21 protein-coding genes and 2 tRNA genes are annotated in these 26914 nt (G+C 72.7%); 15 read left to right on the forward strand and 8 right to left on the reverse strand.

The window, feature by feature from the left end:
* The 12 genes from dnaA (at position 1) to AC3RKA_RS00060 (ending at position 12842) form a co-directional block, all read left to right on the forward strand.
* On the forward strand, positions 1 to 1548 hold the full coding sequence (gene dnaA, locus AC3RKA_RS00005) for a chromosomal replication initiator protein DnaA (RefSeq protein ID WP_065572740.1): 1548 nt from the start codon (positions 1 to 3) through the stop codon (positions 1546 to 1548).
* A 783-nt stretch (positions 1549 to 2331) separates the two neighbouring features.
* A complete protein-coding gene (gene dnaN, locus AC3RKA_RS00010; RefSeq protein ID WP_049161451.1) occupies positions 2332 to 3447 on the forward strand; it encodes a DNA polymerase III subunit beta in 1116 nt (371 codons plus the stop codon).
* 21 nt (positions 3448 to 3468) lie between these two features.
* Positions 3469 to 4683 (forward strand): DNA replication/repair protein RecF, encoded by a 1215-nt coding sequence (gene recF, locus AC3RKA_RS00015; protein ID WP_489727284.1) that lies wholly within the window; start codon positions 3469 to 3471, stop codon positions 4681 to 4683.
* Complete coding sequence (locus tag AC3RKA_RS00020; protein WP_010079771.1) at positions 4676 to 5239, forward strand: DciA family protein; 564 nt, start codon at positions 4676 to 4678, stop codon at positions 5237 to 5239. Before recF ends, AC3RKA_RS00020 begins: the two co-directional genes overlap by 8 nt.
* 369 nt (positions 5240 to 5608) lie before the next feature.
* Positions 5609 to 7759: a DNA topoisomerase (ATP-hydrolyzing) subunit B gene (gene gyrB, locus AC3RKA_RS00025; RefSeq protein WP_489727285.1), complete on the forward strand. Its 2151-nt coding sequence runs from the start codon at positions 5609 to 5611 to the stop codon at positions 7757 to 7759.
* 65 nt (positions 7760 to 7824) lie between these two features.
* Complete coding sequence (gene gyrA, locus AC3RKA_RS00030; RefSeq protein ID WP_144825029.1) at positions 7825 to 10521, forward strand: DNA gyrase subunit A; 2697 nt, start codon at positions 7825 to 7827, stop codon at positions 10519 to 10521.
* Complete coding sequence (locus AC3RKA_RS00035; RefSeq protein ID WP_060775349.1) at positions 10518 to 11018, forward strand: DUF3566 domain-containing protein; 501 nt, start codon at positions 10518 to 10520, stop codon at positions 11016 to 11018. The genes gyrA and AC3RKA_RS00035 overlap by 4 nt, the downstream gene beginning before the upstream one ends.
* A 100-nt stretch (positions 11019 to 11118) precedes the next feature.
* Positions 11119 to 11192: transfer RNA gene (locus tag AC3RKA_RS00040), tRNA-Ile, on the forward strand.
* 58 nt (positions 11193 to 11250) lie between these two features.
* Positions 11251 to 11412, forward strand: a complete 162-nt coding sequence (locus AC3RKA_RS00045) for a hypothetical protein (protein WP_010079767.1) — start codon at positions 11251 to 11253, stop codon at positions 11410 to 11412.
* An 11-nt stretch (positions 11413 to 11423) separates the two neighbouring features.
* Positions 11424 to 11496: transfer RNA gene (locus tag AC3RKA_RS00050), tRNA-Ala, on the forward strand.
* Between the two features lie 252 nt (positions 11497 to 11748).
* Positions 11749 to 12537, forward strand: coding sequence for a queuosine precursor transporter (locus tag AC3RKA_RS00055; RefSeq protein ID WP_060775350.1), 789 nt, complete (start codon positions 11749 to 11751; stop codon positions 12535 to 12537).
* A gap of 77 nt (positions 12538 to 12614) precedes the next feature.
* Entirely contained in the window at positions 12615 to 12842 is a 228-nt protein-coding gene (locus AC3RKA_RS00060) for an amphi-Trp domain-containing protein (RefSeq protein ID WP_020624434.1), read from the forward strand.
* A 33-nt stretch (positions 12843 to 12875) separates the two neighbouring features.
* Here the strand turns inward: AC3RKA_RS00060 and AC3RKA_RS00065 are convergent, their stop codons facing one another.
* Both AC3RKA_RS00065 and AC3RKA_RS00070 read right to left on the reverse strand, forming a co-directional pair.
* Positions 12876 to 13523, reverse strand: coding sequence for an MBL fold metallo-hydrolase (locus AC3RKA_RS00065; protein WP_489727286.1), 648 nt, complete (start codon positions 13521 to 13523; stop codon positions 12876 to 12878).
* A gap of 208 nt (positions 13524 to 13731) precedes the next feature.
* Positions 13732 to 14967, reverse strand: coding sequence for a hypothetical protein (locus AC3RKA_RS00070; protein ID WP_489727287.1), 1236 nt, complete (start codon positions 14965 to 14967; stop codon positions 13732 to 13734).
* A gap of 186 nt (positions 14968 to 15153) precedes the next feature.
* Between AC3RKA_RS00070 and AC3RKA_RS00075 the strand changes: the two genes are divergently transcribed.
* Together AC3RKA_RS00075 and AC3RKA_RS00080 are read left to right on the forward strand one after the other, a co-directional pair.
* Positions 15154 to 15684, forward strand: coding sequence for a peptidylprolyl isomerase (locus AC3RKA_RS00075; protein WP_010079725.1), 531 nt, complete (start codon positions 15154 to 15156; stop codon positions 15682 to 15684).
* Between the two features lie 176 nt (positions 15685 to 15860).
* Positions 15861 to 16637 (forward strand): rhomboid family intramembrane serine protease, encoded by a 777-nt coding sequence (locus tag AC3RKA_RS00080; RefSeq protein ID WP_060775352.1) that lies wholly within the window; start codon positions 15861 to 15863, stop codon positions 16635 to 16637.
* Between the two features lie 157 nt (positions 16638 to 16794).
* On the opposite strand, the gene AC3RKA_RS00085 is transcribed toward AC3RKA_RS00080, so the two are convergent.
* On the reverse strand, positions 16795 to 17100 hold the full coding sequence (locus tag AC3RKA_RS00085) for a cell division protein CrgA (protein ID WP_060775353.1): 306 nt from the start codon (positions 17098 to 17100) through the stop codon (positions 16795 to 16797).
* 156 nt (positions 17101 to 17256) lie between these two features.
* Between AC3RKA_RS00085 and AC3RKA_RS00090 the strand changes: the two genes are divergently transcribed.
* Positions 17257 to 17910, forward strand: coding sequence for an anthranilate synthase component II (locus tag AC3RKA_RS00090; RefSeq protein ID WP_002858195.1), 654 nt, complete (start codon positions 17257 to 17259; stop codon positions 17908 to 17910).
* A 44-nt stretch (positions 17911 to 17954) separates the two neighbouring features.
* On the opposite strand, the gene AC3RKA_RS00095 is transcribed toward AC3RKA_RS00090, so the two are convergent.
* Genes AC3RKA_RS00095 through AC3RKA_RS00115 form a run of 5 tightly spaced genes read right to left on the reverse strand, consistent with a single transcriptional unit; the run spans position 17955 to position 26911 of the window.
* A complete protein-coding gene (locus AC3RKA_RS00095; RefSeq protein ID WP_489727288.1) occupies positions 17955 to 20252 on the reverse strand; it encodes a protein kinase domain-containing protein in 2298 nt (765 codons plus the stop codon).
* 32 nt (positions 20253 to 20284) lie between these two features.
* Positions 20285 to 22339: a protein kinase domain-containing protein gene (locus AC3RKA_RS00100; protein WP_363738487.1), complete on the reverse strand. Its 2055-nt coding sequence runs from the start codon at positions 22337 to 22339 to the stop codon at positions 20285 to 20287.
* Positions 22336 to 23781: a peptidoglycan D,D-transpeptidase FtsI family protein gene (locus AC3RKA_RS00105; protein WP_049161442.1), complete on the reverse strand. Its 1446-nt coding sequence runs from the start codon at positions 23779 to 23781 to the stop codon at positions 22336 to 22338. Before AC3RKA_RS00105 ends, AC3RKA_RS00100 begins: the two co-directional genes overlap by 4 nt.
* Complete coding sequence (locus tag AC3RKA_RS00110; protein ID WP_060774520.1) at positions 23778 to 25202, reverse strand: FtsW/RodA/SpoVE family cell cycle protein; 1425 nt, start codon at positions 25200 to 25202, stop codon at positions 23778 to 23780. Before AC3RKA_RS00110 ends, AC3RKA_RS00105 begins: the two co-directional genes overlap by 4 nt.
* Complete coding sequence (locus AC3RKA_RS00115) at positions 25199 to 26911, reverse strand: PP2C family protein-serine/threonine phosphatase (protein WP_206399796.1); 1713 nt, start codon at positions 26909 to 26911, stop codon at positions 25199 to 25201. The genes AC3RKA_RS00110 and AC3RKA_RS00115 overlap by 4 nt, the downstream gene beginning before the upstream one ends.
* Positions 26912 to 26914 lie beyond the last annotated feature (3 nt).

Consider the following 26914-nt stretch of genomic DNA (forward strand, 5'->3'; position numbering starts at 1 on the left):
GTGGTGGCAGACCAGGCCGTGCTCAGCTCGTGGCGCTCCGTCGTGGGCTCTCTCGAGGACGACGCGCGGGTCAGCGCCCGCCTCATGGGCTTCGTCTACCTGGCCCAGCCGCAGGGCCTCATCGGCAACACGCTCCTGCTGGCCGTGCCGAACGAGACCACCCGCGAGACGCTCCAGGGCACCCAGGTGGCCGACGCCCTCACGGACGCCCTGACCAAGGAGTTCCGCGAGGAGATCCTGCTGGCCATCTCGATCGACGCGAACCTGCAGCCGCCGCGGACCCCCTCCTCCGAGGCCCGCCGCTCCTCCCTCGCCGGCGGGCCGTCCGGCGCCGCGGCGCCGGATGTCGAGCTGCCCCCGGCCGCGACCGCCGCCACCTCCCGCCGCGCCGTCGCCGAGGAGCTGCCGGGCTTCCGCATCGAGCCGCCGGCCGACGTCGTGCCCGCCGCGACCGCGGCCCCGAGCGGGAACGGCAAGCCGACCCCCGCGCCACCGTCGACGTCCGCGGAGACCAGCCGCCTCAACGACCGCTACCACTTCGAGACGTTCGTGATCGGCTCGTCCAACCGGTTCGCGCACGCCGCCGCGAACGCGGTGGCCGAGGCGCCGGCGAAGGCGTACAACCCGCTGTTCATCTACGGCGAGTCCGGCCTGGGCAAGACGCACCTGCTGCACGCGATCGGCCACTACGCCCGCCGCCTCTACCCGGGCCTGCGGGTGCGGTATGTGAACTCGGAGGAGTTCACCAACGACTTCATCAACTCCATCCGCCACGACGAGGGCGCCTCGTTCAAGCAGGTCTACCGCAACGTGGACATCCTGCTGATCGACGACATCCAGTTCCTGGCGGACAAGGAGGCGACGGTCGAGGAGTTCTTCCACACCTTCAACACGCTCTACAACAACAACAAGCAGGTGGTCATCACCTCGGACCTGCCGCCCAAGCAGCTCTCCGGGTTCGAGGACCGGCTGCGCTCCCGCTTCGAGTGGGGGCTGATCACGGACATCCAGCCGCCGGACCTCGAGACGCGCATCGCGATCCTCCGGAAGAAGGCGGAGGCCGAGGGGCTCGTGGCCCCGCCGGAGGCGCTGGAGTACATCGCCTCGCGCATCTCCACGAACATCCGCGAGCTCGAGGGCGCGCTGATCCGCGTAACCGCATTCGCCTCGCTCAACCGGCAGACCGTGGACATCGAGCTGGCCGAGCATGTGCTCAAGGACCTGATCACGGACGAGACGGCGCACGAGATCACCCCGGAGCTGATCCTGCACGCCACGGGGGAGTACTTCAATCTGACCCTCGAGGAGCTGACCAGCAAGTCCCGCACCCGCACGCTGGTGACGGCGCGGCAGATCGCCATGTACCTGCTGCGCGAGCTGACCGAGATGTCCCTGCCCAAGATCGGTCAGGTCCTGGGCGGCCGCGACCACACCACCGTCATCCACGCGGACCGCAAGATCCGCGAGCTGATGGCCGAGCGGCGGACGATCTACAACCAGGTCACCGAGCTCACCAACGAGATCAAGCGGAAACAGCGCGGCGCCTGAGCCACCCGCTGTCCCACCCTTGGGCGCCTGAGCCACCCGCTGTCCCACCCTCGAGTCCCGGTTCGAACCTTCGACCGGGACTCGACCCTTCTTCCACATTGTCCACCGGTGTGGACAACTCTGTGGAGAACCCCCGGTGCTGTGGACAACCTCCGCCCCTGTGGATGGCGGAATCAGGCCGCTCACGCCGCGTCCACACCCCTGGGGACGACGACGGTGCACAGGCTGGTGAATCACACGGGTGTCATTCGGTGGTCCACATGTATCCACAGATCTCCACAGCTGAAAACCGCATGATCTCGCGGGTTTCGACGGGTGTGGACGCGCCCTGTGGACAGGAATGTGGACAACTGGGGGGTGGATCCGGGGATGAGTCTGGACAACTCCGGTCGACCCTGTGCAGAGCGGGGCGAGGAGCTCCGGGGCTCGTCCACACCGGATGCACACCCCGAACGAGCGGGCGTCCACACGGTTCCCCCAACCGGATCCGCATGCTGACGCGGCAGAACGGCGTTCTCCACAGGATCCACACCCGCTACCACTCCTTCTGATCCCTCTGGAGAGATTCCGCCAAGCAACATCATCTCCGCGGCCCCGCACCGCGTTGAGCACCTCGAGTGCCCGGGCTGCGCCCGAGCGCTCAGAATCCTTGGAATCACACCGCTGTCATTCGTCGGCGACCTGACACCCGCCGCGCGGACCGCCTATGCTGAGGCCCGCGTGTCGCCGTTCCCCCCGGGCCCGCAATCCCCGTCATCACCCCCCAGAGAGGCAGTGCAGCTCGTGAAGTTCACCGTCGAACGCGACATCCTCACCGACGCCGTCTCCTGGGCCGCCCGCTCCCTGTCCCCGCGCCCGCCGGTGCCGGTGCTCTCGGGCCTGCTGATCACGGCCGAGGCCGGCGTGGTGTCCATCGCGAGCTTCGACTACGAGACCTCCGCGCGCCTGGAGATCGAGGCGGACGTCGAGACCGCGGGCCAGGTGCTCGTCTCCGGCCGTCTGCTGAACGACATCGTCCGCTCCCTGCCGCAGGCCCAGGTCACGGTGGAGCTCGACGGCGGCAAGGTGCTCGTCACCTGCCGCTCCTCCCGCTTCTCCCTGGCCACGATGCCCGTCGGCGACTACCCGGCCCTGCCCGAGCTGCCGGCCCCCGCAGGCACCGTGGACGGGGCCGCGTTCGCCCACGCCGTCGCCCAGGTCACCGTCGCCGCCTCCAAGGACGACACCCTGCCGATCCTCACCGCCGTGAAAGTGGAGATCGAGGGCGACACCATGACCTTCCTGGCCACGGACCGCTATCGGCTGGCCATGAAGGAGATCCGCTGGACCCCGGCGGACCCGTCCATCTCGACGTCGCTGCTCATCAAGGCGCGAACGCTCACCGAGGTCGCCAAGTCCCTCGGCTCCGGCGGCGACCTGGAGATCCTGCTCGGTCAGACCGCCGACCTCGTGGGCTTCGCCTCCGGTGGCCGCCGCACCACCTCCGTGCTCGTGGACGGCGAGTACCCCAAGATCCGCTCGCTCTTCCCCGAGTCCAGCCCCATCCAGGCCGTGGTGGACACCGCCGCCCTGGTCGAGGCGTCCCGCCGCGTGGCCCTCGTGGCCGAGCGCAACACCGCCCTGCGCATGGTGTTCACGGAGGGCCAGGTCACCCTGGACGCCGGCACCGGCGACGACGCGAGCGCCAACGAGTCCGTGCCGTGCACGCTCGAGGGCGAGGACATCACCGTGGCGTTCAACCCGTCCTACCTCTCCGAGGGCCTGGCCGTGGTGGACCAGCCGCAGGTGCGCTTCGCCTTCACGTCCGCGCCCAAGCCCGCCCTGCTCACCGGCGTGAACCAGGAGGACGGCGTCGTCTCCGACTACCGCTACCTCGTGATGCCGGTGCGCATCGCCTGACGCAGGGGGCCGGACGCTCCCGTGTACCTGTCCCACCTCACCGTCGCGGACTTCCGGTCCTACCGCTGGGCCGACCTGGAGCTGACGCCGGGGTCCACGGTGCTGCTCGGGGCCAACGGGGTGGGCAAGACCAACCTCGTGGAGGCGATCGGCTACCTCGGCGCCCAGCAGTCCCACCGGGTCAGCTCGGACGCGCAGCTCGTGCGCTTCGGTCGGGACCGGGCCCGGATCGCCGGGCGCGTGCACCGCGGTTCCCGCACCGTCGCCCTCGAGCTGGAGATCCTGCCGGGCCGGTCCAACCGGGTGACCATCAACCGCGGCGCCCCCGTGCGGGCGAAGGAGGGCCTCGGGATCCTGCGCACCGTGGTCTTCGCCCCGGAGGACCTGAGCCTCGTGACGGGGGAGCCGGGTGGGCGCCGTCGTCTCCTCGACCAGCTCATGGTGCAGCTGCGTCCGGCGCTCGGCGAGGCCGCCGCCGACTACGAACGCGTGCTGCGTCAGCGCAACGCCCTGCTCAAGTCGGGCCGCGGCTCGCGCCGCTGGGGCCCCGAGGAGGACGCGACGCTCGCCGTCTGGGACGAGCACCTCTGCACGGCCGGCGCCCGCCTGCTCCACGGCCGCCTGCACGTGCTGCGCCTGCTGGCCCGCCCCCTCCAGGAGATGTATGCGGCGCTGACGAACGGCTCCAAGGCGGCGGCCTACGCCTACGAGTCCACCGTCCCGCTGGCCCGCGGCACCCACACGGAGGTCCCGGCGGTGGCGGACCTGGCCGCGGACATGCGCCGGACGCTCGAGGCCCAGCGGGAGGAGGAGCGGGCACGGTCGCTCACCCTGGTGGGCCCGCACCGGGACGAGCTCGCCCTCTTCCTGGGCCCGGCGCCCGCGCGCGGCTACGCCTCCCACGGGGAGACGTGGTCGCTGGCGCTCGCCCTGCGCATGGCGGCCTACGACGTGCTCGTGGCCGACGACCCGGACCCCGACGCCCGCCCCGTCCTGATCCTGGACGACGTGTTCGCGGAGCTCGACGCCGCCCGTCGCCGCCGCCTCGCCGCGCTCGTCCACCGGGCCGAGCAGGTGATCGTCACGGCCGCCGCGCTCGAGGACGTCCCCGAGGAGCTCACGGCCCACCGCGTGCTCATCCGCCAGGACGCGGAGGGCTCCGAGGCCGTGGCCGCCGCGGCCCCCGTGGAGGGGGACATCCGCGAGCCCCGGCGCGAGGGCGGCGCCGATGGCTGAGACCCCCGCCCCGTTCGAGCCGGACCGGCCGGACCTGGCGCTCGTGCAGCTGCGCCGGGTCCGCGAGGCCGCCCGGGAGCGGGGCGAGGCGCCGCTGCGGGCGCGGGGGACGGGTGCGGGCCTGGCCGGGGCCATGGCGGGCACGACGTCGGCCGGCCGGGAGCGGCAGGACCGTCGGCGCCCGTTCGGGGGTGCGGACCGGGACCCGGCCACGGTGTCCACCGTGTTCGGCCGGCTCATCCGTGACCGCGGCTGGTCCACCCCCGTGGCGGTCGGCTCCGTGCTCACCCGCTGGGCCGAGCTGGTGGGGCCGGAGATCGCGCTGCACTGCCGCCCGGAGAGCTTCGAGGACTCCGTGGTGCGGGTCCGCACGAGCTCCACCGCGTGGGCCACGCAGCTGCGCCTGATGAGTCCCGTGCTCCTGCAGCGCTTCGACGAGGCGCTCGGGCCCGGCGTCGTGACCCGCATCGAGGTGGCGGGGCCGCAGGCCCCGAGCTGGCGCAAGGGGCCGCGCACCGTGCGCGGCGGCCGGGGGCCGCGTGACACCTACGGCTGAGTCCGCGGCCACCCGCGCGGCGCCCGACGAGGTCCCGGATGCGGCGAGGCCATGGGCGCCGCTCTGGCGCGCTCACAGGGTCGGTGACGGCCCGGGAGGCATGGGCGGTCTCCCGCGCGCGTCCTGAGCCGTGTCCCTGGCCGCTGAGCGGGTGTTCTCCCGCGGCGGACCCCCGTCGATGCGGGCCCTCGGGGTGCCAGGCGGTACACTGGGACCAGTGAGAGGGGGCCGGCCGTCGTCCGTCCCCCGCCCCCGTGGATCTGCGGGAGCGTGTCGCGTGCCGGTCCTGTCCGGGCGGCGTCGCGCGCCCGCGCGCGGGTCGACCCTGCCGCCGACGTCCGAGGAAGTGAGCCACCCGTGGTTGACGCCATGCCCGAGAACCCCGCGGAGGAGCCGACCGCCGCGCCGGCCGCGCCGAACCCGGAGGCCGTGCCGGACGCCGTCGGGCAGCCCGAGGCCCCGGTGAAGGACCGGAAGGTGCCCGGTGAGTACGGCGCCAGCGCCATCACCGTGCTCGAGGGCCTCGAGGCCGTCCGCAAGCGCCCCGGCATGTACATCGGCTCCACCGGCCCGCGGGGCCTGCATCACCTCGTGTACGAGGTCGTGGACAACTCCGTGGACGAGGCGCTGGCCGGCTACGCCACCGGCATCGACGTGACGCTGCAGGCCGACGGCGGCGTGCGCGTGGCGGACGACGGCCGCGGCATCCCCGTGGACCTGCACCCCTCCGAGGGCAAGCCGACCGTCGAGGTCGTCATGACGATCCTGCACGCCGGCGGCAAGTTCGGCGGCGGCGGCTACGCCGTCTCGGGCGGCCTGCACGGCGTGGGCATCTCCGTGGTCAACGCGCTCTCCCGCCGCGTGGACACCGAGGTCCGCCGTCAGGGGCACGTGTGGCGCATGTCCTTCGCGGACGGCGGCGTGCCCCAGGGCGAGCTGGTCAAGGGTGAGGCCACGGACGCCACGGGCACCGTGCAGACGTTCTACCCGGACGCGGAGATCTTCGAATCGATCGAGTTCGACTACGAGACCCTGCGCGCCCGCTTCCAGCAGATGGCCTTCCTCAACAAGGGCCTGCGCATCACCCTCACGGACGAGCGCGTCCAGGAGTCCAACGAGGTCGTCGACGACGAGATCGCGGGCGAGGGCGCCGCCGGCGAGGACGTCGCGGAGAACGGCCTGGCGGAGGACGCGGAGCAGGAGCCCCAGCGCCGCTCCGTCACCTACCTGTACGAGAACGGCCTGCTCGACTACGTCCAGCACCTCAACTCCGCCAAGAAGGTCGAGTACGTCCACGACGACGTCATCGCCTTCGAGGCCGAGGACGCCTCGGATGGCCGCTCCATGGCCGTCGAGGTGGCCATGCAGTGGACCTCCGCCTACTCGGAGTCCGTGCACACCTACGCGAACACGATCAACACCCACGAGGGCGGCACCCACGAGGAGGGCTTCCGCGCCGCGCTGACCTCCCTGGTCAACCGCTACGCGCGGGAGAAGGAGATCCTCAAGCCCAAGGAGGACAACCTCTCGGGCGAGGACATCCGCGAGGGCCTGACGGCCGTGATCTCCGTGAAGCTCTCCGAGCCGCAGTTCGAGGGCCAGACCAAGACCAAGCTCGGCAACTCCGAGGCCCGCGGGTTCGTGTCCAAGGCGGTCACGGACCACCTCGGCGACTGGTTCGAGCGCAATCCGGGCCCGGCCAAGGAGATCATCCGCAAGGCCATCATGGCCTCGCACGCCCGCCTGGCCGCCCGCAAGGCCCGGGACAACGCGCGCCGCAAGTCCCCGCTGGAGTCCTTCGGCATGCCCGGCAAGCTGGCCGACTGCTCCTCGAAGGACCCCGAGCGCTGTGAGGTGTACATCGTGGAGGGCGACTCCGCCGGCGGCTCGGCCAAGCAGGGCCGCAACCCGGAGACGCAGGCCATCCTGCCGCTGCGCGGCAAGATCCTGAACGTGGAGCGCGCCCGCCTGGACAAGGCCCTCGGCAACGCCGAGATCCAGTCGATGATCACGGCGTTCGGCACCAACATCGGCGAGGAGTTCGACATCTCCAAGCTGCGGTACCACAAGATCGTGCTCATGGCGGACGCGGACGTGGACGGCCAGCACATCACCACGCTCCTGCTGACCGTGCTGTTCCGGTACATGCGCCCGCTCATCGAGGCCGGCCACGTGTTCCTCGCGCAGCCGCCGCTGTACCGCATCAAGTGGTCCAACGCCCCGCACGACTACGTGTTCTCGGACGAGGAGCGCGACGCCGCCGTCGAGGCCGGCCTGGCCAAGGGCTGGCGCTACCCCAAGGACAACGGGGTGCAGCGCTACAAGGGCCTGGGCGAGATGAACTACCAGGAGCTGTGGGACACCACCATGGATCCGGAGCACCGCACCCTGCTGCAGGTGACCATGGAGGACGCCGCCGCCGCGGACGCCGTCTTCTCCATGCTGATGGGCGAGGACGTGGAGTCCCGCCGCAGCTTCATCCAGCAGAACGCCAAGGACATCCGCTTCCTGGACGTCTGAGCCGGACCCGCAGACCTGCCTGAGCCGACCACCTCCCCGCCTGAGGGGAGCACGAGAGGACCCGCGTGAGCGACGAGACCACCCCCCAGACCCCGGACGAGCCCGTCGAGGGCGCCCCGACCCCGGGGACCCCGCAGACCGGCCTGGACATCGAGGTCGAGCACTACGTGCTCCCCGAGGGCGCCGCCGACAAGGTCGAGCCCGTCGACCTCGAGTCGGAGATGAAGCGCTCGTACCTGGACTACGCGATGGCGGTGATCGTCGGCCGCGCGCTGCCGGACGTGCGCGACGGCCTCAAGCCGGTGCACCGTCGCGTGCTCTACGCGATGTACGACGGCGGCTACCGCCCGGACCGCGCCTTCAACAAGTCCGCCCGCGTGGTGGGTGACGTGATGGGCAACTACCACCCGCACGGCGACACCGCGATCTACGACGCCCTCGTGCGCCTCATCCAGGACTGGGTCCAGCGCTACCCGCTGGCGCTCGGCCAGGGCAACTTCGGCTCTCCGGGCAACGACGGCGCGGCCGCCCAGCGCTACACCGAGACCAAGATGGCCCCGCTGGCCATGGAGATGGTCCGGGACATCGACGAGGACACCGTCGACATGCAGGACAACTACGACGGCAAGCAGCAGGAGCCCGTCGTCCTGCCCGCCCGGTACCCGAACCTGCTGGTCAACGGCTCCTCGGGCATCGCCGTCGGCATGGCCACGAACATCCCGCCGCACAACATGCGCGAGGTGGCCGCGGGCGTGCAGTGGTACCTCGAGCACCCCGAGGCCACCCGCGAGGAGCTGCTCGAGGCGCTCCTGGCCCGCGTGCACGGCCCCGACTTCCCCACGGGCGCCCAGATCCTGGGCCGCAAGGGCATCGAGGAGGTCTACCGGACCGGCCGCGGCCCCATCACCATGCGCGCCGTGGTCAACGTGGAGGAGATCCAGGGCCGCACGTGCCTCGTGGTCACCGAGCTGCCCTACATGACCAACCCGGACAACCTCGCCGCGAAGATCGCGGAGATGGTGCGGGACGGCAAGATCAACGGCATCGCGGACATGCGCGACGAGACCTCGGGTCGCACCGGCCAGCGCCTGGTGATCGTGCTCAAGCGCGACGCCGTGGCCAAGGTGGTGCTGAACAACCTCTACAAGCACACCGAGCTGCAGTCGAACTTCTCGGCGAACATGCTCGCGCTCGTGGACGGCGTGCCACGCACCCTGTCCCTGGACGGGTTCGTCCACCACTGGGTGAAGCACCAGATCGACGTGATCGTGCGCCGCACCGCGTTCCGCAAGCGCAAGGCCGAGGAGCGCGCGCACATCCTGCGCGGCCTGCTCAAGGCCCTGGACATGCTGGACGAGGTCATCGCGACCATCCGCCGTTCGGCCTCGGCGGACGTGGCCCGGGAGGCCCTCAAGGAGCTCCTGGACATCGACGACGTCCAGGCCCAGGCCATCCTGCAGATGCAGCTGCGCCAGCTCGCCGCCCTGGAGTCCCGGAAGATCCAGGACGAGTACGACGACCTCATGGCGAAGATCGCCGAGTACAACCGGATCCTGGAGTCCCCGCAGCGTCAGCGCGAGGTCATCTCCGAGGAGCTCGCCGAGATCGTGGCCAAGCACGGCGACGACCGCCGCACCGAGATCATGGCCGGCTTCGACGGGGACATGTCCATCGAGGACCTGATCCCCGAGGAGGAGATGGTCGTCTCCATCACCCGCGGCGGCTACGTCAAGCGCACCCGGATCGACCAGTACCGGTCCCAGGGGCGCGGCGGCAAGGGCGTGCGCGGAGCGACGCTGCGCGGCGACGACGTCGTCGAGCACTTCCTGACCGTGTCCACGCACCACTGGCTGCTGTTCTTCACGAACTTCGGCCGCGTGTACCGCATCAAGACGTACGAGCTGCTCGAGGCCGGCCGCGACGCGAAGGGCCAGCACGTGGCCAACCTGCTCGCGTTCCAGCCGGACGAGCGGATCGCCCAGATCCAGCCGCTCGTGGACTACGGCCGGGCCCCGTACCTCGTGCTCGCCACGCGCGGCGGCCTCGTGAAGAAGACGCCGCTGCTGGACTACGACACGAACCGCACCGCCGGCCTGATCGCCATCAAGCTGCGCGAGGGGGACGAGCTGGTCTCGGCCCGCGTGGTCTCGCCCGACGACGACCTCATCCTGATCTCGCACAAGGGCCAGTCCCTGCGGTTCACCGCCACGGACGAGGCGCTGCGTCCCATGGGCCGTGCGACCTCGGGCGTGACCGGCATGAAGTTCCGCGACGACGACTCCCTGCTGACCATGGACGTGGTGGAGGAGGACGGCTACGTCTTCACCGTCACGGACGGCGGCTTCGCCAAGCGCACCCACGTGGACGAGTACCGCCTGCAGAACCGCGGCGGCCTCGGCATCAAGGTCGCCAAGCTCGTGGACGACCGCGGCGAGCTCGCCGGCGGTCTCGTGGTGCGCGAGGACCAGGAGGTCCTCGTGGTGATGGCCTCGGGCAAGGTGGTGCGCTCCGCCGTCGCCGGCGTGCCGGCCAAGGGCCGCGACACGATGGGCGTGATCTTCGCCAAGCCGGACAAGCGGGACCGGATCGTCGCCGTCACCCTGAACAACGAGCAGGAGATGGAGGCGAAGGCGGACGCCGAGGCCGAAGCGGGGCCGGATGTACCCTTGGACGCAGACATCGACCCGACCGACCCCGTAGCCGCACCGGAGGACGTCCTGACGCAGGACGCCGGTGAGGGTGCAGACGGAGGAGAGCAGTGAGCACGTCCGCGTCGTCGCGTCCCGGCCAGGGACGGAGCACCGGGAAGGCCGCCGGGCCGCGGTCCGGCCGTCCGGTGCGCAAGGCCAGCGGGTCCTCGCAGGAGGACCTGGTCCGCGCCGTCCCGAAGGCCAAGGTGCGCCGCGCCCGCCTGGTGCTGACCCGGGTGGACCCGTGGTCGGTGCTGAAGCTGGCGTTCCTGCTCTCGGTGGCGCTGGGCATCCTCACGGTGGTGGCGGCGGTGGCGCTGTACTCGCTGTCCGACGTCCTCGGGATCTTCGACAGGGTCAACGACGTGATCGGCACCGTGCTCGGCTCCGAGGCCGGGCGCTACACCGTGGCGTCCCTGGCCCCGCTGAGCACCGTGACCTCGCTGGCCACCGTGCTGGCCGTGGTCAACGTCATCCTGCTGACCGCCCTGGCCACCCTGGCCGCGCTGCTCTACAACCTCTGCGCGAGCCTCGTGGGCGGCGTCGGCGTCACGCTGGCGGACGACTGAGCCGACCCTCGACGACGCCCCGCGCGGATTTGCGCGGGGCGTCGGCGTTCCTGTACAGTCATCTCCTGTTGTGAACGGCGTCAGCCGTGACCGACGGTGAGGGCGTATAGCTCAGGCGGTTAGAGCGCTTCGCTGATAACGAAGAGGTCCCAAGTTCAAGTCTTGGTACGCCCACTCCCACCACACAGAGCCCCGGTCCGCTGGGGCTCCGTTCGTCTCCGGAGGTCTTCCCATGGGTCGACTGGCACGCGTGGCCCTCGTGGTCGGCGCCGCGGCAGCCGCCTATGGGGCGCGTCTCTGGCGGGAGAACAGTGCGGGGAAGGACGTCTGGGCCACGGCCACGGACGACCTGCCGGAGGACGCCGACGGCGTCGAGCCGGCACCGGAGGACTGACCGGTCCTCACGGGGGCATGGCGCAATTGGTAGCGCACCTGCTTTGCAAGCAGGGGGTTAGGGGTTCGAGTCCCCTTGCCTCCACCGATGAAGGGCCCGGGAGTCGTGAGACCCCCGGGCCCTTCCGCATGTCCGGGGTGGCCGCCGGCGCCGGCACCGTGGGCAGAAACCGGCGACCCGGGGGCTCCTGGGGCACAAACCGCAGGACTTCGGGCCCCGTGGGCAGAAGAGAGGGCGTTTCTGCCCACGGAGGGACGGGGACGGCCTGCCCCGAACCCCCGTCGCCGGACCCGCCCACCGCGCCCGTCGCCGTCGTGCGTGGTGTTGGATGGTCCGGTGAACACCACCATCGAACCCCAGCCCCCCGTCCGGCCCGCCTCTGGGCAGGGCACCCCGGCCTACGCCCGGGTGCCCGCGAGCTACTACGACATCTTCGTGGGCGTCTTCATCGCCCTCCTCATCCTCTCCGGCGTCACCGCGGCCAAGCTCTTCTACGGCCCCACCGTCCCGGTCGTCTCCGACCTCTTCTACGACGGCGGCCCCCTCATCTTCGACGGCGGCGCCTTCCTGTTCCCGTTCGCGTACATCGTCGGCGACATCCTCGCCGAGGTGTACGGCTGGCGCCGGGCCCGCCGGGCCATCGTCCTCGGCTTCGCGATGCTCGTGCTCGCCGCCCTCACCTACACGGTGGTTTCCTGGACCACGCCCGTCGAGGGCTTCGAGGTGTGGGACCAGGCCCTCGCGCCCATGCTGCGGATCACCGTGGCCGGCTTCGTCGCGTTCCTCGTGGGCTCCCTGCTCAACGCGTCCATCGTGGTCCGCCTCAAGGAGCGCATGAAGGAACGGCACGTGGCGTTCCGGCTCATCCTCTCCACCGTGGTCGGCCAGTTCTTCGACACCCTGATCTTCTGCACCATCGCCTATGCCGGCACCATCTCGCTGCTGGAACTGGCGAACTACACGGTGACCGGCTTCGGCTACAAGACGCTCGTGGAGATCCTCATCGTGCCGGTGACCCTGCTCGTCATCCGCGCCCTCAAGCGCCGGGAGCCCACCTACCGGGCGCCCGGCTTCGAGATCCATCGCGACGACGATCCCGCCGTCGCCTCGGCCGCGTCCCGCTGATCCGCGCGGGCCCCGGTGTCGGCCGCGCCGGGGCCCGTCCGTCGCGCGCACCCCGCCCGCCGACTACCGTCGGTGCCATGGGCAAGGACCTCTTCGAGCACGAGCAGCAGCAGACCCTCAGCCGCGAGCAGGCCGCCGCACGCCTGCGCGACCTCGCCGACCAGCTCTCCCGGCAGAACGAGGTGCGGGTCGAGCACGGCGGCCGCGACGTCGTCGTCACCGTCCCGGACCGCGTGGGCCTCGAGGTGGAGCTCGAGGTCGAGGACGGCGGCGACGCCGAGCTGGAGATCACCCTCAGCTGGTGACCGGCCCCGGGCCGGCCGCCGCCTCCCCGTGCATCAGAACGTCCAGGGCTCCCCGGGGGCCAGACGTCGGTAGTCGGTCACGCCCTCGGCGAGCCCCGAGAGCACCCCGTCCACCACGCCCTTGCCGTCCTCGCTGAGGATGCCGTCGTGGATGGGGCGGGTGTGCGTCGCCGCGATGGCCCGCATCTGGTCCACCACGTCCGCGATGCGCAACCACGGCGCCGCGGCGGGCAGCAGGAGCACCTCGACGTCGGAGTCCGGCACCGTGAACGAGTCGCCGGGGTGCAGCACGGCCCCGTCCACGAGGTAGGACACGTTGACCGGGCGCGGTACCTCGGCGTGGATCACCGCGTGTTCCCCGCCGAGCACCTCCACCCGGAAGCCGGCGGCCTCGAACGTCTCCCCGGGGACGGCCGTGTGTACTCGCCCGGCGTCGAGTCCCGCCTCCGCCAGCGGCCCCGTGAGGTCCCGTGGCGCCCACACGTGCGCCTCCGTGCCGGCCAGCGCCCTGGCCAGCTGCTCGGGGACCACGTGGTCCGGGTGGCCGTGCGTCACGAGGACGGCGTCCGCGCCGTCCAGGACCGCCGCGTCGCTGAACGCGCCGGGGTCGAACGCGAGGCGTCGGCCGGCCTTCTCGAGGCGGACGGCCGAGTGGCCGAAGAGGGTCAGGGTCGTGCTCATGCGGATCACTCCTCCGCCCGGCGTCGGGATCCCGGGCGGTCCCAGCCTCCCGCGCGCTCCCGGCGGCGGACAAGGCCCGCGCCCCGCTCGACGGCGACCCACCGGCTCCCGCCCCGACCTGCGCCCGGACGCGCGACGGCCCGCGCCCCTCGGTCCTGCCGAGGATGCGCGGGCCGGGCGCCGTCCGCTCAGGGCGCGGGGGAGTGGGTCAGCGCTGCTGCCCGGGCTGGATGCCCAGCACCTTCGCGTTGGCGGCGGCCGCCGGGTCCGGGGTGGCGGTGTCCACCCGCACGCCCTCGCCCGCCGCGGCCGAGCCGGCCTCGGCCACGACCTTCTGCTGCTGGGCATAGGGGTTGTTGGCCTCCACCACCGGGATGTTCGCGGTGATCGGGCCCGGGACCGGGGCGGTCCACGGATCCTGCACCGGCTTGGTCAGGCGCCACAGGGCGTAGCCGGCGCCGGCGGCGGCGGCCGCCATGCCCGCGACGATCCAGGCGCGGCCACCCGAGCGGGAGGCCCGGCGACCGGCGGCACGGTTCAGGTCCTTCTCGGCGGCGCCGGCGTACTGCTCGGCACCCTTGCGCAGGCGCTTCACGATCGCCTTGTCCCCGGTGAGCTTGATCAGGGCCTGCTCCAGGGCGTCCGGGACCTCGACGTCGTGGGCGGTCTTGCGGGCGTGCGCGGCGCCGTCGGCCAGGCGGGCGGCGGCCACGGGGAGGACCTCCTCCATGCGGCGCTGGGCGTAGTCGCCGGCGTCGGCCAGGCGGGCCTGCACCTGCGGGGCCACCTTCCCGCCCTGCTCCTGCAGCGCGGACAGACCCGTGGCGAGGAGGCCGGCGAGGGTCAGGCCGCCCGCCGCAGCGGCGTCCTTGGCCTGGCCGGCACGGTCGCTGAACAGGGCGGCGGACCGCTGCGCGTCCTTGCGGGCGCCCTTGGCGGCCTTCTTCGCGTCCTTGCGCAGGCCCTTGGCGGCCTGGCGGCCGTCCCGGCGCAGCTGCTTGGCCTTGCGGCCCCCACGACGGCGGCCCTTCTTCGCGGCCTTTTCAGCGTCCTTGCGCGCCGCGGCGAACTGCTGCTGCACCTCGTGGCCGGCGTCCTGCGCCTGGGCCTGCAGGTGCTCGAGGAAGTCCTGGACGGTGTCCACGCCCTTGGCGACGGCCGGGGCCAGCAGCCCGTACTGGTGCGCGACGGCCTCACCGGCCTTCCGTGCCCCGCGCTCGACGACGGGGCCGTACTCCTTCTTGGCGTCCTGGGCCTTGCGACGGCCCTCCTCGGCCGCGGCGGAGCCGCCGATCAGCCCGTAGGCCGCGGCCACCTCGCTCCAGGCGCGGGTGGACTCCACCTTCGGGGCGGCCCAGTGGCGCAGGTTCTCCGCCTGGCGTGCGACGAACGCGTTCGTGCCGCCGTCGTGCTGGATCTCGTCGTGCAGGGTCTTGCGAGCCATGTGATGCCTCCCGTGGGTTCTGGATGGTCGTTGAACGCGGTGGTCCTCGAGGCCCAGCCTAGTGGCCGACCCCCGCAGTGGCACGGGTCCCGGCACGCCGGGAGTGCGTACGCCGATCGCGGAAGATCCCGACCCCGGACGGCGGGATCCGGACGGCCCGCCGCCGCGGATGGAACAATGGGGCACATGGCGAACAAGACGCACACCGCGACCATCCACACGAACCACGGCGACATCGTCGTCGAGCTGTTCGGCAACCACGCCCCGAAGACCGTGAAGAACTTCGTGGGCCTCGCCACCGGCGAGCAGGAGTGGACCCACCCGCAGACCGGTGAGAAGAACAACGGCGCCCCGCTGTACTCCGGCACCGTGTTCCACCGCATCATCAAGGACTTCATGATCCAGGGCGGCGACCCGCTCGGCATGGGCATCGGCGGCCCCGGCTACCAGTTCGGCGACGAGATCCACCCCGAGCTGCAGTTCGACCGTCCCTACCTGCTGGCCATGGCCAACGCCGGCCCCGGCACCAACGGCTCGCAGTTCTTCATCACCTCCGTGCCCACCGGCTGGCTCAACGGCAAGCACACCATCTTCGGCGAGGTGAAGGACGAGGCCTCCCAGAAGGTCGTGGACGAGCTCAACGCCGTCGCCACCGATCCCCGTGACCGCCCGCTCGAGGACGTCGTCATCGAGTCCATCGACATCGACGAGGCCTGAGCAGCCCCTCGGTGAGCACCACCCCCTCTGACCCGCACGGCCCGGACTCCGCGGACGGCACACCCCCGGTGTGCCCGCGGCACCCGGGCCGTGCGGCGTATGTGCGCTGCGCCGTCTGCCGGCGCCCCGCGTGTCTCGACTGCCAGCGTCCCGGCTCCGCGGCCGGACCGGTCTGCGTGGACTGTGCGTCCGGCGTCGTGGCCGGCCCCGCTCCGACGGCGGCCCCCGCCGGCGCCGCCGCGTCGGTCCCGGCCCGACGGCGGACGGGCTTCGCCGCCTCGCCCGTCACCTGGATCCTGCTGGCGGTCACGACGGTGGTCTACGCGGCGCAGTGGATGACCCGGGATCAGGCGTCCGGCGTGACCGAGGCGCTCTGGTACGCCGGGCTCTACACGTCCCCGTACGGCATGGAGCCGTGGCGGATGGCCTCCTACGCGCTCGTGCACGACGTCTCCGGCCCCACACACCTGCTGCTGAACATGCTCGCGCTGTGGGTGATCGGGCGCGTGCTCGAGCCCGCGCTGGGCTGGTGGCGGTTCCTCGCCCTCTACGTGCTCTCCGCCGTGGGCGGTGCGGTGTTCGCGCTGTGGGTCTCGGACCCGCTGCAGCCCGTCGTCGGGGCGTCCGGCGCCGTGTACGGCATGTTCGCGGCCCTGTTCCTGCTCACCCGGGTGCGGGGCGGGCAGGTGCGCTCGATCGCCGTGCTGATCGGCCTGAACCTCGTGTTCTCGTTCCTGCTGCCCGGGGTGGCCTGGCAGGTGCACGTGGGCGGGCTGCTGACGGGCGCCGTCGTCGCCGTCGTGTTCTCCCTGGCCGGCGGGCTGAGCCCCGGCCGCGCGCGCGTGCCGTCCGTGGGCGCCCAGGTGGCCGGCCTCGTGGTCGTGGCGGCGGCGCTGGCGGCGCTCACGGTGCTCGGCGCCGCACGGGTCACGGTGGCCGGCCTGCTCGGCTAGGCCGCCGTCCCCGGAGTTCTCCACAGGCGGGTGTGCACTTCTTCCCACAGGGGTGTCCACACCTGTGGACAACTCCGGGGACAACTCGTCTCCGGGCCGGATCGTGCGGATCCCTCATCCACAGGGTTGTCCACCGCTGTGGAGAACTACACGCGTGTCATTCGCTCCAGCGGGACATCATCAGGAACCCGACGAGCGCGAGGCCGAAGCCCACGAGGATGTTCCAGCCGCCGATCTGCACGATCGGGAAGAGACCCTGGGTCAGGTAGTAGACGATGATCCAGAGCAGGCCGAGGATCAGCAGGCCGAACATCACGGCCTTGTACCCGGGGGAGAGGGGCTTCGGACCCGGGCCCACGTCCCCGAGGTCCGTTCGCACGGCGGAGCGGCTGCGGCGGGCGGCCTCGAGCTCCTCGCGCTTCCGACGGGCCGAGTCCTTGCGCTTGCCGGCGGGTGCTGCCACGGGTCTTCTCCTCGGGTGGGGGGTGGTGGGCGCCCCCACCGGCGGAGACCGGGGCGGGGACGGTATCCTGCTGACCTGCCCAGGACCGGGGTCAGCGACATGCCCGGCCAGTCTATGCACCCCGCTCCCCCGCGGCGGGGAGGAAAGAGCGCCCCCGTGCAGAGCCCCGAGGTCTCCGTCCTCGTCGTCGACAACTACGACAGCTTCGTCTACACCCTGGTGGGCTACCTCGAGCAGCTCGGGGCCCGCACCACCGTGATCCGCAACGACGAGGTCACCCCCGCCCGCGCCCTCGAGCTCGCGGCCGAGCACACGGCGGTGCTCATCTCGCCCGGGCCGGGCGCGCCCGCCGACGCCGGTGTCTCCCTCGACCTCATCCGCTCCGCCGCCGACGGCGGCCGTCCGCTCTTCGGGGTGTGCCTGGGGCACCAGGCCATCGCGGAGGCGTTCGGCGCCACCGTGACGCACGCGGAGTCCCTCATGCACGGCAAGACGTCCCTGGTCCGCCACGGCGAGCACCCCATGTTCGAGGGCGTCCCCTCGCCGTTCACCGCCACCCGCTACCACTCGCTCGCCGCCGTGCGGCCCACCGTGGACGAGGCGGTCCTGGAGATCACCGCCGAGACCGAGGACGGCGTCGTGATGGGGCTGGCCCACCGCACCGCGCCCCTGTGGGGCGTGCAGTTCCACCCCGAGTCCGTGCTCACCGAGGGCGGCTACCGGATGCTCGGCAATTGGCTCGAGTCCGTGGGGCTCTCCGGGGCCGCCGAGCGCGGTGGCCGGCTCTCTCCCCTCGTCCGCCAGGACTGACCGGCCCGGGGCCCGGTTCGCGGGTCCGACGGCGCCCCGTCCGCTCAGGTGGACGGCGGCGGATCGATCGAGGGCTCGGGGTCCGGCGTCAGTGTCGGCAGCGGGTCCACCGGCGTCGCGGTGGGCGACGTGCTCGTCGGCTGCCCGGTCGGCTCCGACGGGGCCGCCGACGTCGGCGACGGGCTCTGCGTCGGCGACGGCGTCTCGGTCGTCGTCGGCTCGGGGCTGGGCGTGGCCGAGGCGGACGGCGAGGGTGACGGTTCCGCGCTCTGGGAGGGCTCGGGGCTCTCCGTCGGCGGGGGGCTCGGTGACGTGGACGCCGACGGCGTGGGCTCGGGCGCCGCGCTGGACGGCGGGGCCGGCTCAGAGGGCTCGACCGTGGGTGCGATCCACGAGGAAGCCGTCAGGGTCAGGGAGGAACGGTTGTCCACGCGGACGCCGGCGGGCGGATCCTGGGCCACGACCGTGCCGGTGTCGGTGGTCGCGCCGTCCTCGTCCTGGATCCGCACGCGCAGCTCGGGGGCGCTCAGCGCCAGCTGACGCCGCGCGTCCGGAGCGCTCATCCCCACCACGTCCGGCACGGCGACCATGCCGCTGGACAGGTGCAGCACCACGGAGGAGCCGGGCGGCACGTGCGTGCCCATCGCGGGGTCGGTGCGGGCGAGCAGCCCGCGCTCGAGTCGGCCGTCGTCCTGGTACTGCACGGAGGAGACGCGCAGGCCCAGCCGTTCCAGCTCGCGGCGGGCCGCGTCCTCGGACAGCCCGTGCAGGGAGTCGGACAGCGCGATGCCCTCCTTGCCGCGGGACACCCGGATCCGCACCTCGGCCCCGCGGGGCACCTCCGTGCCCGTCTGCGGGTCGCTCTGGGTGACGGTCCCGTCCGGGGCGTCGGCCATGTACGCGGACGAGGCGATGGCCACCAGGCCGGCGTCCTCGAGCGCCGCGACCGCCTCATCCTGCTGCAGCCCCACCACCGCGGGCACCTCCACCGTGGTGCGCAGGGCCGCCGCGAGCCACGGCGCCAGGACCAGGGCCAGCGCCACCAGGACCACGCCGGCCGCCAGGAGCGTGCGCCGGCGGAGGCGCCGGCGGACGCGACGGGGTGTGGCCGTCGCCGGTGCCGGCGTGTCTCGGGGCGGCGGTTCGGGCCGGGGCGTCGCGGCTGCACCGGGCGCACCCGGCGTCACGGGCTGGCCGGCCGTCACCGGGCGGGGACCGTCCATGGCGGCGGCGGCGGCCAGCTGCGCGGCCGAGGCGGCGCCGGGCAGTCCCGCACCCGCGACGGCGTGGTTCGCCGCCTGGGGCTGTGCGGTGTCCGGCTCGGCCGGGACGGGGGGTGTCGGCCGGGTCAGCGGGACCGCGGCCGTCGGCACGTCGGCGTCGTCGGCCCCGTGCTCCGCGGCCGCGGCGCCCGGCACCGCGCCGCCCGCGCCGACGAGGGCGGGAGGGACGCCATCGTGCGGCGGGGTGTGATGGCCGGGGCCGGCGTGCGGATCCGCGGCGGCCTCCTCGAGGGCCGCGAGGAACGCGGTGCCCGTGGGGAACCGGTCCTCCGGATCCTTGCGCAGGGCGCGCAGCACCACGGGGTCGAACGCGGGCGGCAGGTCGGGGTCGACGTCGGAGGGCGCCGGCGGCTCCTCGCGCACGTGCTGGTAGGCCACGGCCAGCGGCGTGTCACCCGTGAAGGGGGGTCGGCCCGTGAGCAGCTCGAACAGCAGGCAGCCGGCCGCGTAGAGGTCGGCGCGGCCGTCCACGGTGCGGCCCGTCGCCTGCTCGGGGGCCAGGTAGAGGGCCGTGCCCACCACGGCCTGGGTCTGCGACGTGGTGGCGGAGGTGTCGGCCAGCGCATGGGCGATCCCGAAGTCCATCACCTTCACGGCGCCCGTCTCCGTGACCATGACGTTCGCGGGCTTCACATCGCGGTGGACGATGCCCTCCTCGTGCGCGTGCTCGAGCGCTTCCAGCACGCCCCGGGTCCAGGCCACGGCACGGTCCGTGCCCACGGCGCCCTCGGCGTGCAGGATCTCCCGCAGCGTCCGGCCGGAGACGAGCTCCATCACCAGGAACGGGCAGTCCACCGGATGGAGGCCGTCCTCGAGGGAGACCTCGCCCGTGTCGTACACCGAGACGATCGAGGGGTGGTTCAGGGAGGCCGCCGAGCGTGCCTCCTTGCGGAAGCGCGCCTGGAAGTGCGGGTCGCGCGCCAGGTCCCGGCGCATCAGCTTGACCGCCACCGGGCGGTGCAGCCGCAGGTCCTCGCCGCGGAAGACGTCCGCCATGCCGCCGCGCCCGATCAGCTCACCGATCCGGTACCGCCCGTTCAGGGTCCTCTGCTCGTCCACAGACACGTCCGCGTGCTCGTCCCGCCCGCCGCTCAGGCGGAGGGCGTGGCGTCGGCGGACGAGGCCTCCGCGCCACGCGCGTCAGCGGACGGGTCGGTGGTGGGCTCGCCCGTCGGCGCCGTGGACTCCCCGGAGGACTCCGTCGTCGGATCCCCCGTGGGCGTCGTCGGCTCCTCGGACGGCTCCGGCGTGGGCTCCGGGTCGGCGGTGGCCGTCGGGGATTCGGCGGTGGGGGACGGGCTGGGCTCGTCCGAGGCCGACGGGCTCGGCTCGGCGCTCGGCTCCTCCGACGCGCTGGGCTCCGGGTCCGAGGCGGGCTGGGACGCCTCGCGGGTCGGCGCGGCGTCGGACCCGCCGGTGGCCACGATCAGCTGCACGTGCGTGTCGTAGCGGTGACGCTCACCCTCGCCGGGCACCACGCGCACCACCTCGCCGTCGGCGCCGTCGGCGGACGGGTCGTCCACCCGGTCCACGGTGAAGCCGCGGTCGCGCAGCGTCTGGATCGCGCTCTCCACGGGCTGGCCCACGAGGCCCTCCGGGATGACGCCCTCACCGGTGGAGACGGCCAGCGTGACGGTCTCACCGCGCCGCAGCGCCCCGACGGGGTTGATCTCCTCGACGGTGCCCTGCGGGCTCTGCGCGTCGCGGTCCTCCTCGCGCACCGCCAGGCCGAGGCCCTCGAGCTCGGTGCGCACCTCGCTCACGGGGCGACCCCTGTACGCCTCCGGGTCCACGCGCACGGACGACTCCTCCTGCGAGGTCGCCGGCGCCGAGCCTCCGACGCCGCGGCCACCCGTGAGCAGCGGCCACAGCAGCGCCCCCAGCAGGGCGAACACCACGAGCCCGAGCAGTGCCCACAGCGGCCAGCGGTTGGCGCGTCGCCGGCGGGCGGGCGCGGAGCCGCCCCCGGCGGGCGGGCCCGGATCCACGACGTCGCCCGGGCGGGTCTGCGGGTCGCGCACGGCGGCGATCTCGTGGTCGCGTGTGCTCGCGCTCGCGGCGGCGCCGGCCGCACCGGCCGCGCCCACGGCCGCCGCACCGGCGGCGCCGGGGCCGCGGGCGTCGTCGTCGGTGCGGGGCTGGGCCGCGGTCACCGGCAGCGCCGCGGTGGCGGGGGAGCCGTCCGTCCGGGTGCCCTCGGCGCGGGGATGGGTGGTGCGCATGCCGTCGTAGTCCAGGGGAGCGGTCTCGGCGCCCGAGGGGTCGGCCACGCCCTGCTCCTCGAGGAAGACGGCCAGGCCGGGCACGGCCTCCACGGCGCCGCGGGTGTCCTTGCGGCGCAGCGCGTCGGCGGCCTCCGAGAGCGCGGTCGCGTCCGAGGGCCGCTCCTTGGGGTCCTTCGAGAGCATGCACATGATCAGGGCGCGCACCGGGGCCGGGACGGTGTCCGGCAGGGGCGGCGGGGTGTCGTTGACCTGGGCGAGGGCGATCGCGATCTGGGACTCGCCCGTGAACGGGCGATGCCCGGCGAGGGCCTCGTAGCCGATGATGCCCAGCGAGTAGAGGTCGGAGGAGCCGGTGGCCTGCTGCCCCGTGGCCTGCTCGGGCGCGAGGTACTGGGCGGTGCCCATCACCTGGCCGGTGGCCGTGAGGGGGACCTGGTCCGCCAGGCGCGCGATGCCGAAGTCCGTCACCTTCACCCGGCCGGTGGGCGTGATCATGAGGTTGCCGGGCTTGACGTCGCGGTGCACGAGCCCCTGGGCGTGGGCCGCCGAGAGCGCGGCCGCCGTCTGCGCGATGATCCGCAGGGTCCGCTCGGGGGAGAGCACCTTCTCCTTCTCGAGGATGGAGGACAGCGGCTGGCCGGGCACGAGCTCCATGACGAGGTAGGCGGAGCCCTCCTCCTCGCCGTAGTCGTAGACGTTGGCGACGCCGGGGTGGTTCAGCAGCGCGGTGTGCTGGGCCTCCGCCCGGAAGCGGCGCAGGAAGTTGGGGTCACCCGTGTACTCCTCCTTGAGGATCTTCACGGCGGTGTTCCGGCCCAGGACCTTGTCCCGCGCCTTCCACACCTCGCCCATGCCGCCGATCGCGATGCGATCGGTCAGCTGGTACCTGCCGCCGAGGGTGATGCCCGATGTCGGCCTCATTCCGTGACCACCGCTTCCATGATTGCCTTCATGCCACTGACGATTGTCTGATGTCCAACCCCCGGCGGCTCGTCCTCCACCACGATCGTCACGGCCGCCCGAGGGTTCTCGCTCGCGTCGAAGCCGGTGATCCAGGAGTGCACGTTGCCCGTGTCTCCGACCTCGGCCGTGCCCGACTTCGCCGCGATCCGCACCGTGTCCGACTGCACGGATCCCAGGATGCCGTCCTCCACCGCCGAGACCATCATGTCCGAGACCTGCCCGGCCACCTCGGGGGTCGTGGCCCGGCCGCGCTCACGGGGGCTGAACTCCTGCACCGTGGTGAGGTCCGAACGGCGGACCGCCTTGATCAGCTGCGGCTCCATGACCACGCCGTCGTTCGCGATGCCGGCGGCCACCATGGCCATCTGCAGCGCGGTGGCCTGCACGTCCCGCTGGCCGATCGAGGACTGCGCCAGCGCGGCGTCGTCCAGGTCGGAGGGGAACACGGAGGCGGTCACGGGCAGCGGGTAGTCGAAGGAGTCGTTGAAGCCGAACCGCTCGGCGACCTCCCGGATCCGGTCCTGGCCCAGCTCGACGGCGGCCATGGCGAACGGCGTGTTGCAGGACTGCGCCAGCGCCCACGTGAGGGTCTGACGCCCCACGGTGTTGCACGGTGAGCCGTCGTAGTTGGGCAGCTCCGTGGTCGTGCCGGGCAGCGTCCACGCGGCGGGGATGTCCACCGTCCCGTCCGGGGTGTAGTCACCGGACTCGAGCATGGCCACCGCGTCGATCAGCTTGAAGGTGGAGCCGGGGGACACGAGCTGCTCCGCGGCGCGGTTGCGGTACGCGCTGGCGCCGGGGATCTGGTCGATCGCGGCCATGGCCGACTGCGCCTCGGTCGCGCTGTGCGAGGAGAGCGCGTTGGAGTCGAAGCCCGGCTTCGACACCATGGCCAGGATCTCGCCCGTCGTCGGGTCCGTGACCACGGCGGAGGCGCGCACGCCGTCCGGGAGCGCGTCGTACGCCAGACGCTGCAGCTCGGGGTCGATCGTCAGCTCCACCTGGTCGCCCTCGGGCGTGGCACCCGTGATGATCTCCATGGCGCGGTCCACGAACTGGGACGTGGGGGTGCCGGAGAGCTGCTCGTTCATGGCCGCCTCCAACCCGTCGGTGCCGTAGGTGAGCGAGTAGAAGCCCGTGAGCGGGGCGTACAGCTCGGGCTCGTGGTAGACGCGCTGGTAGTGGTACGCGTCGTCGGAGGGGACGGACTCGGCGATCGGCTCGCCGTCCACGAGGATCGGCCCGCGCGGGGCGCCGAACTCCAGGAACATCTGCCGCGAGTTCAGGGCGTGCGTCTTGAGCTGGTCCGCGGCCAGCACCTGGATGACGGACGCAGCCAGCGCGAGCACCAGGATCATGGCCGCCATGACGGTCCACGTGCGTCGGATCGCCTCGTTCACCGCTCCTCACCTCCTCCCGGGGGCACAGCGGCCGCCGGGAGCGCCGTGCCGGGGTCGAGGTGGCCGGCGCCGGGCCCGGAGGCGTTGACCATCCCGTCCACGACCACGGGACGGCGGGCGGCGTTCGAGATGCGCAGCACGAGCCCCACGATGATCCAGTTGGCCAGCAGCGACGATCCGCCGGCGGCGAGGAACGGCGTCGTGAGGCCGGTGAGCGGCAGCACGAGGGTCACGCCGCCCATCACCACGAACACCTGCCACGCCATGGTGAAGGCCAGGCCGGAGGCGAGCACCTTGCCGAACGCGTCGCGCACGCCGAGGGCGGCGCGCATCATGCGGGTGACGAGCAGGAGGTACAGGACGAGCACGGCGGCCAGGCCCACGAAGCCGAGCTCCTCGCCGATGGCCGTGAGGATCATGTCCGAGAAGGACAGCGGCACCTGGGTGGGGTTGCCCGCGCCGAGGCCGGTGCCCATCAGCCCGCCCGAGGCCATCGCGAACAGGCCCTGGACCACCTGGTAGGAGCCGCCGAAGTCGCGATGGTAGATCTCGGGGTCGAAGGCCCTCAGCCAGATCTCGAACCGGGCGGTCACGTGCGGCATGAACAGGAACGCCAGCGCCGCGCCGAAGGCGATCAGGCCCAGGCCGAGGAGGATCCAGGAGGCGCGGGACGTGGCGATGTAGAGCATCGCCATGAACATGCCGAAGAACAGCAGGGCCGAGCCCAGGTCGCGCTGGAACACGAGCACGCCGAGCGCCAGGAGCCAGCCGGCCAGCAACGGGCCGAGGTCCCGGGCGCGGGGGAAGGTCACCGGGCCCACGCGGCGGCCGGCCAGCAGGATCAGGTCGCGGTTCGCGGAGAGGTAGCCGGCGAAGAAGATGGCCAGCGTGATCTTGGCGATCTCGCCGGGCTGGAAGGTGCCGAAGCCGACGTCGATCCAGATCCGCGCCCCGTACATGCTCAGGCCCAGTCCGGGCACGAGCGGCAGGAGCAGCAGCACGCCGGACGCGGCGAGGAACAGATAGGGCCAGCGACGCAGCACCCGGTGGTCGCGCACCAGGAACACCAGGGCGGAGGCCACCAGGACGGCCAGGACGGACCACACGAGCTGCGAGGTGGGGTTGGCCATCGCGGCGTCCTGGCTCAGCCGGTGGATCATGGCCAGGCCCAGCCCGTTGAGCAGGGCGGTGATCGGCAGCATGAACGGGTCCGCGTACGGGGCGCGCAGCCGCAGGACCACGTGCAGCACGAGGGTGGCGGCGCCGAAGACGCCCAGGGGCACCCAGGCGGTGGAGTCCAACGCGGCGTCCGTGCCGATCGTGCCCAGCAGGTCCGCCCCCAGGGCGATGGCCAGGGCGGCCAGCAGCAGGACCAGTTCGATGTTCCGGCGCGGGCGCGCGGGGGAGATCACCTCGGTCACGGGGCCTCACCTCCCGTCGCGCTCGGGGACACCGCCGGGCTCGTCGGCGCGGCGGAGCCGGACGCGTCGGAGGGGCGGGCGGAGGACGACGACGGCGTCGCGCTCGGCTGGGCCCGTTCGGAGGGCTCACCGGCGGGGGCGGGGGCGTTCGGGTGCAGCGAGTCGCGCAGCTCGGCGACGATCTGCTCCGCGTGGTCCACGTCCCGGGCGGCCATGCCGGCGTTCACGCGGTCGCGTGCGTATGCGGGCAGCGCGTCCACCGGGAGGTCGGTCTGGCGGTCCACGTGGGACAGCTCGAGCGGGCCCAGCCGCTGGGAGACGCCTTTGAACACGGCGATCCGGCCGTCGTTGGCCCCCACGTAGTACTGCGTCTGGGTCCACAGGTAGCCCCACACGGCCACGGCCGCGAGGGTGAGGGCGAGCAGCGTGGTGAACACGGGGATGAACCAGCCGCGGCGGTACTGCACCGGGCGGTCGTCCTTCCCACGCCGCCGACGCGCGGCCCTGCCCTCGGAGCCGCCGGCGGGCCCGGAGGGCGCCGGGGCCGGGGTGGGGGCCGTGGTCGAGGCCTCGGCGGCCTCGTCGGACGGGTGGTCGGCAGCGGTGGCGGTCGGTGTGGCGGCGGAGGAGCCGGCGGCGACCGCGGTGCCGCTCGGCGCGGCGGGCGGGGCGGACGCGTCCGGACGCGGGGCGGCGTCGGGATCCTGCCCGTCCGTCAGGACGGCCGCGGTGCGCCGGGGACGGTTCTCCGGCACGGGCGTCTCGCCGAGCAGGGCGGCGGCGCGGCGGCGCGTGGAGCTGCGGGTGACCACGGGGATGCGATCGGTCTTCACGGCGTTGGAGGCCGCGCCGACGAGCAGGTGGGGTCGTGCGTCCAGGTCCTCGCGCAGCAGCAGGCCGGAGACCGGGCCGACCTCGGGCGGGTGGGCCGCGGCGAGGGCTTGCTCGGACAGGTGGACGTCCGGGACGGGGGCCAGCTCCTCCGCCGTGCCCTCCGCGATCTCGAACGCCACCACGGTGACGTTGTCCGGGGCACCGCCCTTGAGGGTCAGGTCCACGAGGGTGTCGACGGCCTGGTTGAGAGCCTCCGAGTCCCGCAGCACCTCGTGGATCTTCTCGGGGGAGACCACGTCCGTGAGGCCGTCCGAGCAGAACAGCCAGCGCTCTCCGGGGGCGACGGGCACCTCGAACACGTCCAGCTCGGGGGAGGCGTCCACGTCGCCGAGCACGCGCATGAGCACGTTCTTGTTCGGGTGGAACGGGGCCTCCCCGGCCTCGAGACGCCCCTCGTCCACGAGCTTCTGCACGAACGTGTGGTCCGTGGTGACCTGGGAGAACTCGCCGTCCGCGAGCCGGTAGGCCCGGGAGTCGCCGATATGCGCCATGTACAGCGTGGTCCCCGCGAGCAGGCCGGCGGTGCACGTGGTGCCCATGCCGGCGAGCTTGGGGTTGGCGTGCACCAGCTCGTTGAGGATCAGGTTGGCGTTCTGGATCTCGTCCGGCAGCACCGTGGCCGGGTCCTCGTAGCCCACCGCATCCAGCGGGGCCAGGTCCAGCACCGTGGACGCGCTCGCCACGTCGCCGCCCACGTGCCCGCCCATGCCGTCCGCGAGCACGGCCAGATGACGGCCCACGTAGGCGGAGTCGTCGTTCTTGGCACGGACGCGGCCGACGTCGGAGCGGGCGGCGTAGCGGAGGACGAGGGTCATGGG

The organism is Micrococcus sp. iso_229, from assembly GCF_058072725.1.